General features: G+C 36.8%; 11 protein-coding genes and 2 riboswitches. All 11 genes read left to right on the forward strand.

Annotated elements, in window-relative coordinates; genetic code table 11:
• Positions 1-154: 154 nt before the first annotated feature.
• Positions 155-236: riboswitch (cyclic di-GMP riboswitch) on the forward strand.
• Positions 237-301: 65 nt separating this feature from the next.
• Positions 302-383, forward strand: a riboswitch (cyclic di-GMP riboswitch).
• 13 nt (positions 384-396) lie between these two features.
• Positions 397-1,245 (forward strand): transglutaminase domain-containing protein, encoded by an 849-nt coding sequence (locus AC6F8J_RS10445; protein WP_500723184.1) that lies wholly within the window; start codon positions 397-399, stop codon positions 1,243-1,245.
• Between the two features lie 260 nt (positions 1,246-1,505).
• A complete protein-coding gene (mfd, locus tag AC6F8J_RS10450) occupies positions 1,506-5,006 on the forward strand; it encodes a transcription-repair coupling factor (RefSeq protein ID WP_500723186.1) in 3,501 nt (1,166 codons plus the stop codon).
• Between the two features lie 119 nt (positions 5,007-5,125).
• Positions 5,126-6,235, forward strand: a complete 1,110-nt coding sequence (locus AC6F8J_RS10455; protein ID WP_500723187.1) for a peptidylprolyl isomerase — start codon at positions 5,126-5,128, stop codon at positions 6,233-6,235.
• 58 nt (positions 6,236-6,293) lie between these two features.
• Positions 6,294-7,094 carry a nucleoside triphosphate pyrophosphohydrolase gene (mazG, locus tag AC6F8J_RS10460; protein ID WP_500723189.1) on the forward strand — a complete coding sequence of 267 codons (801 nt, stop codon included), beginning with the start codon at positions 6,294-6,296 and terminating at the stop codon, positions 7,092-7,094.
• 83 nt (positions 7,095-7,177) lie between these two features.
• Positions 7,178-7,453 (forward strand): non-specific DNA-binding protein Hbs, encoded by a 276-nt coding sequence (gene hbs / locus AC6F8J_RS10465; RefSeq protein ID WP_125137285.1) that lies wholly within the window; start codon positions 7,178-7,180, stop codon positions 7,451-7,453.
• A 147-nt stretch (positions 7,454-7,600) separates the two neighbouring features.
• Entirely contained in the window at positions 7,601-7,846 is a 246-nt protein-coding gene (locus tag AC6F8J_RS10470; RefSeq protein ID WP_275841403.1) for an RNA-binding S4 domain-containing protein, read from the forward strand.
• A gap of 24 nt (positions 7,847-7,870) precedes the next feature.
• Positions 7,871-8,167: a septum formation initiator family protein gene (locus AC6F8J_RS10475; protein WP_275841404.1), complete on the forward strand. Its 297-nt coding sequence runs from the start codon at positions 7,871-7,873 to the stop codon at positions 8,165-8,167.
• A 114-nt stretch (positions 8,168-8,281) separates the two neighbouring features.
• The gene (gene tilS, locus AC6F8J_RS10480; RefSeq protein WP_500723191.1) at positions 8,282-9,667 is read left to right on the forward strand and encodes a tRNA lysidine(34) synthetase TilS; all 1,386 of its coding nucleotides are present in this window, start codon (positions 8,282-8,284) and stop codon (positions 9,665-9,667) included.
• A complete protein-coding gene (gene hpt, locus AC6F8J_RS10485) occupies positions 9,664-10,191 on the forward strand; it encodes a hypoxanthine phosphoribosyltransferase (protein WP_500723193.1) in 528 nt (175 codons plus the stop codon). Before tilS ends, hpt begins: the two co-directional genes overlap by 4 nt.
• A gap of 75 nt (positions 10,192-10,266) precedes the next feature.
• Positions 10,267-12,174 (forward strand): ATP-dependent zinc metalloprotease FtsH, encoded by a 1,908-nt coding sequence (gene ftsH / locus AC6F8J_RS10490; protein WP_500723195.1) that lies wholly within the window; start codon positions 10,267-10,269, stop codon positions 12,172-12,174.
• A 416-nt stretch (positions 12,175-12,590) separates the two neighbouring features.
• The gene (locus AC6F8J_RS10495) at positions 12,591-12,839 is read left to right on the forward strand and encodes a Veg family protein (protein WP_125137291.1); all 249 of its coding nucleotides are present in this window, start codon (positions 12,591-12,593) and stop codon (positions 12,837-12,839) included.
• The last annotated feature ends 168 nt before the right edge of the window (positions 12,840-13,007 follow it).

The following is a 13,007-nucleotide window of genomic DNA, read 5'->3' on the forward strand; positions in this document are numbered from 1 at the left end:
GGTGTTATAAAATGACAAACCGTAAAAGGTATAATAGGTCTAAAGGACTATAAAGATAGGCAATAAGTTACAAGTTAGCAACAAACATTGCATTCTATAGACCTATTATGCTATAATGTATACAAGATAATACAGCTTATAATTTGGTGCTTTTCACCGATAATAGCAAACCATTCGAAAGGATGGGACGCAAAGCCAAGGGCCTTCTGCAGTGCAGGTGGTAGCCGGTTGCCGAAGGGGAAGTTTTTTTGTACTCTAAAGCATAACTATTTCTGGTGATACAACACTTCAAGATAAGCTTTCAACGATACCGCAAACCATTCGAAAGGATGGGACGCAAAGCCAAGGACCTTCTGCAAAGCAGGTGGTAGCCGGTTACCGAAAGGAGAGTTTCCAATGAAGAAGGTTGTATTTTTAATTTTTTCAGTGATTTTTCTCTTTCTCATATCTGAAACGACGACTTGGGCATCATCGACAATAGATGTAGATTCAAGTCAAGTTAATGAAGGTATAGTAAGGGTTAAATTTAATACAGGTACTACAAAAAAGGTGAAGTTGCTAATATCTAAAGGTGATCAAAGGGTTCAATACAATCTGTCAAACAGTGAGGCTTATATCGGATTTCCTTTGCAGCTTGGAGATGGCACTTATACCCTTGGTATTTATGAGAATACAACGGACAGCAAGTATAGAGCGGTTCATACAAAAAGTTTTAATGTGACCATAACAGACGTTAAAAAGGTCTATTTAAATAGTGTTCAAGAAATCAGTTGGCGTCAAGACAGTCAAGCTATATTGCTTGCCCAAAGACTTCTGCAGGAAGCAACTTTTAGAAAGCAACAAAGTTATAAAAATATGGCGGTTCAATTAACGGAACGAGAAAAAGTAAATGTTCTGTACAATTATGTCGTTAACAATATTGCTTATGACTACAATAAAATAAAAACCTTGAACTATGATTATTTACCCAATATAGATCAGACGATTCTTGACAAATCCGGTATATGTTATGATTATTCTGCTTTGCTTGGAGCTATGTTGAGAAGCCAAGGTATACCAACAAAAATGGCCAAAGGTTATACGACGTGGACAAGTGTTTACCATGCTTGGAATGAAGTGTACTTGGCAAGTGAAAACCGTTGGGTTGTTGTTGACTCTACTTATGATGCTTATATGAAGAGAAACAATCAGCTCTACGCTTTTGAAAAAGATACCAAAGTGTATCAAAAAACGAAAGAACTCTAGAGCCAAAGTGATAAACGGCGGCAATAGATTCTGATAAATTTTTTGGCCCTAGCCTCTTAGTCAATCCCTCATGAACTAAGAGGCGATTTTTTGTCCTTTTTTCGTCTACCAAGAGTGACCACTTCCAAACTTGTCATAACTGTTTTTATCAAGTATAATAAAGTGGTTAAAGGATCAAAACTAAGCATATAGGAAAATTCATGATGTCTTAGCCGCCAGGTTAAGGCCTTTTGTGCGGTTTTTGGAAAGATAGGTTACGTATGAATATATTAAATCAGCCTTTGGAAAAGCTGGAAGCTTTTCATATAGCAAAGGATAAATTAAAATATAAAGAAACGCCCATGGCTATTTATGGCGCTATTGACTCTCAAAAGTGTCATTTGGTTTCAGCCCTATCTAACCATTCTCAGAAGTTGATTATTACGTATAATGATGTTAGAGCTAGAGAAATCTATGAAGACATGATGTTCTTTCAGAAAGAAGTCTATATTTATCCATCCAAAGACATTATTTTTTATAGTGCAGATGTGCATAGTAATGATATCGTTAAAGAGCGGATGCGTCTTTTTAGGCAATTGATAGAACATCAAGAAGCAGTTGTTATTATGTCGGTAGACGCCTTGGTAGATCGCCTTATGCCATTGACTAGAATCGCAGAGAGTGTCATTTACTGTAAACAAGGGGAAGTCCTAGAGATGACTGGCCTCGGTAAGCGTTTAATATATATGGGCTATAAAAGGACAGATCAAGTAGAAAGTCGAGGGCAATTCACCATTCGTGGTGGTATTATTGATATTTTTCCATTAACTGAATCTGAAATGGTTCGTATAGAACTGTGGGGTGACGAGATTGACTCTATAAGACAGGTCAATATGGAAACTCAAAGATCAACAGTTGCTTTAGAGGATGTAGCAATTTATCCGGCTAGAGAAGTAGTGGTATCAGATGCCTCAATAAAAAAAGCTGAAAAAGCCGTTCGAAAAGATTATGAAAAGACTAAAAAGTTCTTTTTAAAAGGTGATCCCCAGTATTTAGAAAGATTGGAACGCTGTGTGGATGATTTGGTCCAAAAAATAAAGGGTGAAGGTAATTTCAATGGCATAGAAGGCAATTTACATTATTATGAAGATGAGGTAGCCTCTATTTTTGATTATTTTCAAGATCCTGTCATATATTTAGATGAGCCACAAAGGATTAAAGAAAGACTGACCAATCTTTTTTCGGAATTCAACGAAAGTATGCGTAGTCGTTATGAAAAAGGCTATTTGCTAAAAGAGCAGGTGGATGTTCTTTTTAAAGAAGGTCAAATTGTCAAAAAAATTGAAAAAAATGCTGTAATAAGCTTAAGTACATTAAATCATAAAGATGCCTTAGTGCATAATACTTCGAAAATAGAAATGCTGGTGCGTTCAGTCAATCCTTATCATGGTAGCTTTGAATTTATGATTAAAGATATTAGAGGCTGGGTAGAGAACCAATATGAGATTTTACTACTTTGTGCTTCAAAAACAAGAGCCGGCCATATGGTTGAATTGCTGAAAGACCAAGGCATTAGAGCTTATACTCTTTATAACGCCGAAATGGGTCTTACACGTGGTTCGGTTGCAGTGTCCCATGGATCCCTGCATAAAGGGTTTGAATACCCACATATTCAGCTTGTGGTACTTACAGAGACTGAGCTTGTTGGAAAAAAACAACATAAGCGTCAAAAAAAATTCAAGGACGGGAAGAAACTAAGTCATTTTAATGAGTTAAAGCAAGGGGACTATGTGGTTCATGAGAATCATGGTGTAGGTGTTTTTAAAGGCATTGAAAAGATAGAAGTGGATGGCATCGGAAAAGATTTTATTAAGATTTCTTATAAAGATGAGGGCAATCTATATATTGCTACAACACAGTTGGATGCCATTCAGAAATACATAGGCGCAGAAGGTAAAAAACCTAAGTTGAACAAACTTGGAACCGGTGAATGGAAAGCGACAAAAGAACGGGTCAAAGGTGCTGTCGAAGAGATTGCGAAGGATCTTGTTGCTTTGTATGCAAAAAGAGAAATGGCAAAAGGTTATCGGTATGAGAAGGATACGGTATGGCAAAATGAGTTTGAAGAGATGTTTCCATACGAAGAGACAGAAGACCAACTCACAGCCATTGAAGACACTAAAAGGGATATGGAGAGTTCAAGAATCATGGATCGTCTTATTTGTGGCGATGTAGGTTATGGAAAAACTGAGGTAGCAATAAGAGCTGCTTTTAAAGCAATTCAAGAAAACAAACAAGTTGCCTATTTGGTGCCCACCACTATTTTGGCACAGCAGCAGTATAATAATTTTGTTCAAAGAATGAAAGATTTTCCGGTAAAAGTTGAAATGCTATCTAGGTTTAGGACCGCTAAAGAACAGAAGAAGATTCTTGAGGGTTTGAGAAGAGGCTTAATCGATGTAGTTATTGGAACCCATCGCCTTGTATCCAAGGATGTTGTCTTCAAAGATCTAGGTTTATTAATTGTTGATGAGGAACAACGTTTTGGTGTTAAACACAAAGAAGCTATAAAATCCATGAAGGAAACTGTGGACGTATTAACCTTAACAGCCACACCAATACCTAGAACCCTCCATATGAGTTTGATTGGTATTAGGGATATGAGTGTACTTGAAGACCCACCAGAAGAACGTCATCCTATCCAGACATATGTTATGGAACACAATGATGCGCTTATTAAGGATGCGATATACAGAGAACTGGCAAGAGGTGGACAAGTGTACTATGTCTATAATCGGATTAAAGAGATTGATGAAGTTGCCAATCAGATTGCCAAGGAAGTTCCAGAAGCCAGTGTGGCTTATGCCCATGGTCAAATGAGTGAAAGAGAACTTGAAAACATCATGTTTGATTTTATAAATGGCAATATAGATGTTTTGGTGGCCACGACCATCATTGAAACCGGACTTGATATATCAAACGTCAATACAATGATTATACATAATGCAGATCGCATGGGACTATCTCAGCTTTATCAGCTTAGGGGCAGGGTCGGTCGGTCTAATCGAGTTGCTTATGCCTATCTCATGTACAAACGAGACAAAGTGCTTAAAGAAATAGCGGAAAAAAGGTTGGAAGCTATACGGGAGTTTACTGAATTTGGTGCCGGATTTAAGATTGCCATGCGCGACTTGGAGATACGAGGCGCAGGTAATCTACTTGGTGCAAAGCAACATGGTCATATGGATGCTGTAGGTTATGATCTATATTGTAAGCTCTTGGAGAAAGAAGTTCGAAAACTAAAAAATGATTTTGACACAGAAGAAAGCTTTGAAACGCTTATAGATATTAATGTGGACGCCTATATACCCATAACTTATATCAATGATGAAGTAAGAAAAATTGAGGCCTATAAGAAGATTGCTACCATAGAATCAGAAGCAGATTATCTGGATATTCAAGAGGAACTACTAGACCGCTTTGGAGAATTACCTAAACCCGTAATAAATTTACTTGAGATTGGCTATATTAAGGGTTTGGCTCATGATATTGGAATCACAGCTATCTTAGACAAAGAAGAAAAATATATATTTGAGATAAAAAAAGATGCAAAAATTGACCCATCAGGCATACCAGAATTGATTAAGTCTTATGGACGTTTGTTGAAATTTGCTATTGCCGATCAACCCTATTTTGCCCTTGAGACGCCGAGGAATGGTAAAAAGGAAGTTTTCAGACATATTAAGACTTTGTTACAGTCTCTAAAGGGTTTGAAGGTTTAAGTATTGTAGCATATAATGAGTATGAAGAACTATATAGGTAGGGCTAATGTGTTAACAATCTAGAACTGAACTTTTTGCATAGTCCTTATAGGAATAATGGATTTTAGAAATGGAGCTGTTTGGCATTGGTTTTAGTTAGAAAAATAATACCGTCTTTGGTTTGTCTATTAATTGCAATCACAGTTGTGATGGGTTGCAGCACGCGTAAAACAAATTCAGATACTTGGCTTAGGATAGGTAATGCGGAAGTTGAAGAAGCAGAAGTAATGGTCTATTTGTTTCAGACTTATAATGATTTTTTGGCTTTTGGCGGGGAAGATGTATGGGAAATCAAGGATTTTAGTGGTGGAAAATCAGCTAATGAAGTGGCTAAGCAAGGCGCTCTTGACAACCTTATTAAAGTGAAAGTCTTAAATCAAAAAGCAGATGAACAAAAGATCACGCTAACGGAAAGTGAAGTCGATATCTTGGAACAGGAAGCAAAAAGGTATTATGATAGTTTATCCGGAAGTTTTATAGAAAAATATGAGATTTCTTTGGAGACGGTCTATGATGTCATCGGTGATAATTATAGGGCCAGAAGTTTAGAAAATCAAACCATTGAGAGTTATGAACTAGATTCAGGACAAGTTGAGGACAAAGTCAGAGAAAATGTTGAATATGTTAAGCTAAAAGATGAAAGTGCGATAGATATTCTAACCTCTTATTATGTTCAGCATATTGTGGTCTATACTCACGAGAAGAATAGTGATGATGTATGGATGGCCTTAGATGCAGAGAAGGTGATACAAGCCCGTAGTAAGATTGAGGCCGCTTATGAAACTGTTCATAGAGGTGTAGCTTTTGAAGAAGTCTTGAGAAAATATTCAGAAGACCCAATAAGTGGCGCTGATGATTTAGGTATTATGTTATCCAACTTTCAATTGCCGAAAGATTTTTTAGTTCATCTTGAAGAGATTAATCCGGGTGAGATGACGCCTATTATAGAAGGTGAGTATGGTTTTCATATCTTCAAGTTGCTATTTGTGGAAACACCGGATAAAGAAACCATTGGAGAGTATAATGCTCAGTTTGAGTTATGGGAAAAGTCACTTTATGAAGAAGCACGGGCGAAGTTATACAAAGAAGCTTTTGACAACATTTATAGCAGATGGCTTCAAGGTGTATCCATTGAACTGGGCCCTAAATGGTTGGAACTTGACATTCTAAATGCTATTGAGAATGAATAAGTGGGTTTGTAATATGATTCAAGTATGTGTATGAGATAGGCTTGTGGAAGGGGAAAATATGACGAAGATTGAGAAAAAAGGGGAGACACACACCTTTGAAGATTTACTTCAAGTCATGTCTATATTAAGAAGTGAAGAAGGTTGTCCATGGGATAGAGAACAAGACCATGCATCCATAAAAAACGCTGTTATTGAAGAGGCCTATGAACTTGTAGAAGCCATTAATAAGAATGATCTCGCCAACATAAAAGAAGAACTTGGAGACTTGCTATTACAAGTTGTTTTTCATAGTCAAATAGGTAAAGAGGCAGCTACGTTTACTATTGAAGAAGTGATAGATGGTATAGTTGAAAAACTGATACGACGGCATCCCCATGTTTTTGATACCATACAGGCCGCAAATAGTGAGGCAGTATTGGAACAGTGGGATCAGATTAAACTGGATGAAAAATCCATTACAACGATTACAGAAGATTTAAGACAAGTGCCAAAAGTATTACCTGCATTAATTAAGACAACAAAGATTCAGAAAAAAGTGGGTAAAATCGGGTTTGATTTTCCGGATATTTATGCTGCATTCGATAAATTGACTGAAGAGGCAGAGGAATTGATGGAAGCGCATGAAACGAGGGATTCGAAGGCAATTGAAGAGGAATTAGGGGATTTATTGTTTTCGGTGGTAAATATTTCAAGATTTTTGGGATTAAATCCTGAAAATGCCTTGACAAATGCCTTGGAAAAGTTTATAAATAGATTTGAGGGTATTGAGAACCTTGCTATATCAAGAGGACAGGACCTTAGCCAAATGGATTTATTACAAATGAATGCACTTTGGCGTGAAGTTAAAAAAGACGAATAGTCGCATAGCGATTATTATATAGCCAAATCATATGGCGCAAAGTAATTTAATAATTCATTAAAAATGTAGAGGAGGAGTTATTTATGAACAAATCTGAATTAGTAGCCGCAATGGCAGAAAAAACTGAGTTAAGCAAGAAAGACGCTGAAAAAGCATTAAAAGCATTGGTGGATGTTATCACTGAAGAGTTAGCAAAAGGTGAGAAAATTCAATTAGTTGGGTTTGGTACATTTGATATTGCAGAAAGAGCTGCAAGAGAAGGTAGAAATCCTCAAACAGGCGATGCAATGAAGATCCCAGCATCAAAAGCACCAAGATTCAAAGCTGGTAAAGCACTAAAAGACGCAGTAAACGTATAATATCATCTAAATAGTAAAATGCTGAAAATCTACACGATCGGTGTAGATTTTTTGTAATATAGGATTAAAGTTCGCCATGTTCCTAATATTACAAAATCCCTTGAGTATCAAGATGTATATGGATATAATGAGGAGTGAAGATAAGTCATGAGATTGGATAAATACTTGAAAGTATCAAGAATTATTAAAAGAAGAACAGTTGCTAACGAAGCCTGTGACGCAGGTCGAGTTATGATTAATGATAAAGTTGCCAAAGCTTCTACTCAAGTCAATGAAGGTGACGTTATCAAAATCACCTTTGGTAACAAGATTGTTAAGGCAAAGATTCTAGATGTTAAAGAGACCAGTAAAAAAGATGAAGCTAAAGAAATGTTCGAATACCTGAGTGATTAGCCATGTGCCTAGAAGGGTGATTGAATGAAACGTAAAAAAGAAAGTAAAAAAAAGGCGATGATTTTTATCATTTTTGTACTGATGCTTCTTGTAGGTGTTGGAATTGTTCAAATATCAAGGGCTTATACAGACAATAAGGAAAGAGAAGCCGAAGTGGTTGTTCTGACAGAAATGATCAAAGAGGAAAAACTCAAACAATTGGAGCTACTTAAGATTAAAGAAGAAATGAAAACCAGAGCCTTTATAGAAAAAACAGCAAGAAGCAAGTTTGGGTTAATTTATCCTGATGAGACATTAATTGATATAGCAGAAAAAGAATGATAGATAAAGGTTGTCCTTTGGATGACCTTTATCTATCATTCTGAAAGTGAAAGTGATGAAATTTAGATTGACACTTAAGCCACCCTTTAATAATTAAAAAAAGTGAGCGATGACATGGAAAAATTTATAAAATTTATAGAAGCATATGATTTAATAGGTAAAGCAAGGAAGATTTATGTTGCTTTATCAGGTGGTGCGGATTCCATGGCGTTACTTGATTTGTTTATAACATATCAAAATACCTTAAGTATAGAAGTTGAAGCAATCCATATACATCATGGCTTAAGAAAGGCGTCAGACATGGAAGCTGAACATGTTTTGGCTCATTGTGAGCGTTTAGGCATACCTTGTCGGACCTTTTATGTAGATGTTATGGCTTTGGCAGCTTGTGGTAAATCCGTTGAAGAAGCAGCCAGAGATTTAAGGTATGAGATTTTTGATAAGATTATTAAAGAAGAAGGTGGGCAAGTAGCCTTAGCCCATCACCTAGATGACCAAGCAGAAACGGTACTGATGAATCTTTTTAGAGGTAGTGCCCTTAAAGGACTAGGTGGTATGCAACCTATGAGAGATCAATACATAAGACCATTGCTGGATGTGACCAAAGAAGAAATCATGACATATTGTCGACTAAAATCTATACCTTTTGAAGTGGACGAAAGTAACAACGATACCAAGTACACACGTAACAAATTACGTTTACAGATTATGCCGATGTTAATGGAGATACAACCAAAGTTAGCCGAACATATATGTGCAACAGCTTCATTAGTAAGAGATGATGATCGGTATCTAGAGGGTTTGGCTGAGTCGGCTTATGATAAGGCATTGATTCATCAGTCAAAAGAGAGAATAGAGTGGCAAAGAACGGTTCTTTGTGAGTTGGATTTGGTGCTGTTAAGACGGGTAATACGTCAAGGCTTGGCTTACCTTGAGGGTGGTCTTAGGAATGTGAGTATGCAACATACTGAGGAAATGATTGCCCTAGTAAGATCAGGGAAAACAGGTAAAGCCATTGATTTGCCTATGAACAGGCGACTTAGGTGTGACTATGATGTCGTAACTCTGGATAAGGATAACCATGAGGAAATATTAAAGAAACAATCTATAGAAGTAGACTGGAGGGGTATGAGACTTCATGAAACCTATCTATACGGGGACTTCTGTATGAGACTTCTCCCATTTGAAAAACAAAAGGAATTTTCCAAAAAGTCATGTACGAAATGGTTTGACTATGATAAAATAAGAGGTAATTTACGCATACGGACCAGAGAAAATGGGGATTATATAAGGTTTTCGCCAGCTTTACACAAGAAAAAGATCAAAGATTACTTCATAGACCAAAAGGTGAATCGTTCGATTAGAAACCAGGTACCTTTACTGGTATCGGGTAATGAAGTCATATGGATTGTAGGTTATAGAATCAACGAAGCCTTCAAAGTGACGGAAGCAACGAAGACCATTATTGAAGTGGTATATTCTAAGGAGGAACGATTATGACAGGTGAGATTCAAGTGCTCATATCACAAGAAGAGTTGACACAGCGGATTAAAGAATTAGGAGAAAAAATATCGGCTGATTATGCAGGTAAAGAAGTACATTTAATATGCGTCCTAAAAGGTGGCGTAATGTTCATGTCGGATTTGTCCAAATATATATCGGTGCCTGTGACTATGGATTTCATGGCGGTGTCCAGTTATGGCAATGAAACAAGTTCAAGTGGTATAGTAAAGATTGTAAAAGACCTTGATGAAAGTATTGAAAATGCAGATGTAATTATTGTAGAGGATATCATTGATTCTGGGCGAACACTTAGTTATTTGCTCCAGATTCTTAAAGATAGAAAACCGGAAAGCATAAAAATCTGTACCTTGCTTGACAAACCGGATCGTCGAATTGTTGATGTTGAAGTTGATTATGTTGGATTTGAAATTCCTGATTATTATGTCCTAGGCTTTGGACTTGATTTTGAGCAAAAATACCGAAATCTACCATATATTGGTAAGTTGGTAGGGATTGAATAAGGAATAAAGAATTCATTATTATAATTTGCAGTTCTAAAAAGTGCCTTAGGCATTAGAGTTAAAGGAGGAAAAGTTATGAAGAATTTTAAAAGTTATAGTTTCTATCTATTGCTTATTCTAGTTCTTATGTTTGCCCTATTCTTTTCAACGCAAAATACACCAATAAATGAAAATCAATATGGGTATACAGAGTTCCTCGCCGAAATTGATAGGGTTGAACGTGTTGAAATTAAACCAAATATTGAGATTCCAACGGGTCAGATTACAGTTTGGACTGATGATGTAGAGAGCAAGAGTTTCTTTATGTCGGATGTAAATCTGATACACGAAGATGTGAAGATGAATGGTATTCCGGTTTATACACAAGATGTACCAAGAGCTAATTGGTTCGTCAGTTTATTGCCATCCATTGTTATTATGGTGGCGGTTGTGTTCTTGTTTATGTTCATCATGAATCAAGCCCAAGGTGGCGGCGGTGGAAGTAGAGTCATGTCTTTTGGAAAAAGTAAGGCAAAGATGATGTTGGACGAGGATAAGAATGTCACTTTCGATAAGGTCGCAGGTCTTGAGGAAGAAAAGGATGAACTTGAAGAAGTTGTCGAATTCTTAAAAAGTCCGAAGAAGTTTGTTGAGGTTGGTGCAAGGATACCAAAAGGTGTTTTACTTGTAGGACCTCCGGGAACAGGTAAAACATTACTAGCAAAAGCTGTAGCCGGTGAAGCGGGCGTTCCTTTCTTTAGCATATCAGGATCTGATTTTGTTGAGATGTTTGTAGGTGTAGGAGCTTCTAGGGTTAGGGATCTATTTGAAAATGCAAAAAAGAATGCACCATGTATTGTTTTCATAGATGAGATTGATGCAGTTGGGCGAAAAAGAGGTGCCGGACTCGGTGGCGGTCACGATGAACGTGAACAAACGCTTAATCAGCTCCTTGTTGAAATGGACGGTTTTGGTATTAATGAAGGGGTTATTGTTATAGCAGCGACCAACCGTGTGGATATATTGGACCCGGCCCTATTAAGACCTGGTCGGTTTGACCGTAAGGTGTTTGTCGGACGACCTGATGTGAAAGGCCGAGAAGAGATTCTTAAAGTTCATGCAAAAGGAAAACCATTATCAGATGATGTCAGTCTTAAAGAAATTGCCGCAACAACAGCAGGATTTACTGGAGCAGATCTTGAGAACCTTTTAAATGAAGCGGCCATATATGCAGCCAGATCCGATCAAAAAGTAATTAATCAATCGGACCTTAGACACGCTTTTGTACGTGTGGGTATTGGAACGGAAAAGCGTAGCCGTGTTATATCTGAGAAAGAAAAGCGGATAACGGCTTATCATGAAGCCGGCCATGCAATTTTGTTTGAAGAACTAGAAGAATTAGATCCTGTTCATAGTATCTCTATAATCCCTACAGGTATGGCAGGTGGCTATACCATGCCATTGCCAAGCAAAGATCCTATGTACATGACCAAAAAGAAAATGGAACAAGAAATTGTATCTTTACTTGGAGGTCGTGCTGCAGAAAAGCTGGTATTGGATGACATTACCACAGGCGCTTCTAATGATATTGAGCGGGCAAGTGCTATAGCAAGGAATATGGTGGTTAAATATGGTATGTCAGACGTTATAGGGCCGATACAGTTTGGGTCAGATAATGAAGAAGTATTCATAGGTCGTGACTGGGGTCACACCCGTAACTATGGTGAGAATATTGCCGGATTAATCGACAGTGAAATAAAACGAATGGTTGATTCTGGATATGAAGAGGCGAAATCAATACTTGAAAATCATATTGATATTCTTCACAAAACAGCAACCTTGTTGATTGAAAAAGAAAAAATAACAGGTGCCCAGTTTAGAGCACTATTTGAAGCAAAAAAAGAAGGTATCTTGGATGAAGTTGAATTAGATGAAGCCTCTGTAGAACGCTTACTGTTTGGTAGCAAAAGGGAAGAAGAAAGTGACTTAGAGACAGAATCCTAATATGAAGAGCTAGAACAATTTTGTTGTTTTGGCTCTTTTTTTTTATTCTCAAGGAAAGTCATACTCTAGCATTCAGCTTTAAAACATAGCTGAATGCGTCAAGGTCCTTTCTTTTCGAAGCCTTCAGAAATATGAGCAGATCTCATAACGAAGCGAAGCTTCTGTTTTTGCTGGAATTAAAAGACTTATAGGGTGATGCAGTCAGTTCTTGAACTACTTTGGGTATAGAACCATAAAAATATAAGTACATAGAACTATAAATATTCAAAAAAAGTATTGACAATAGAAAAAACTTTTGTTAAAATAATTGATTGCACAATTGACATTTCGTCGCCTATATGTTATAATTTATTGAATTAGGGGATATAGAGAGATAACATCATGAACCCAATACGTTGTAAAGATGAGGTGTATGAATGATCGCGAAAGAGGATTTATTTGCAGTTAGGGAACAGGTTAAAGCTCATGTAGGCAGCAAAGTTCTAATACGGGCCAATAAAGGACGAAAGAGAATTGTGGTGAAGGAAGGTGTGTTGGAAAACACATATCCTAGTATCTTCGTAGTTAAGGTAAAGAATTTAGAGCAAAATTCATTTAGGAGCGTTTCCTATAGTTACACAGATTTATTAACACATAATGTTGAATTATCCATTTGTGGAGAATAAAAAAACATCAAGTTAACCCTTGATGTTTTTTTGTGCTAAGTTTCACTAAGTTCACATACAATATATAGATTACGTTGGTACATTCATAACTATAAATTATATGTGAAAGTTCAACTATATAGTTTTGACACTTTAACCATTATTGTATATAATATTAAGTATACAAAA

The sequence above is a fragment of the Petrocella sp. genome, from assembly GCF_059865615.1.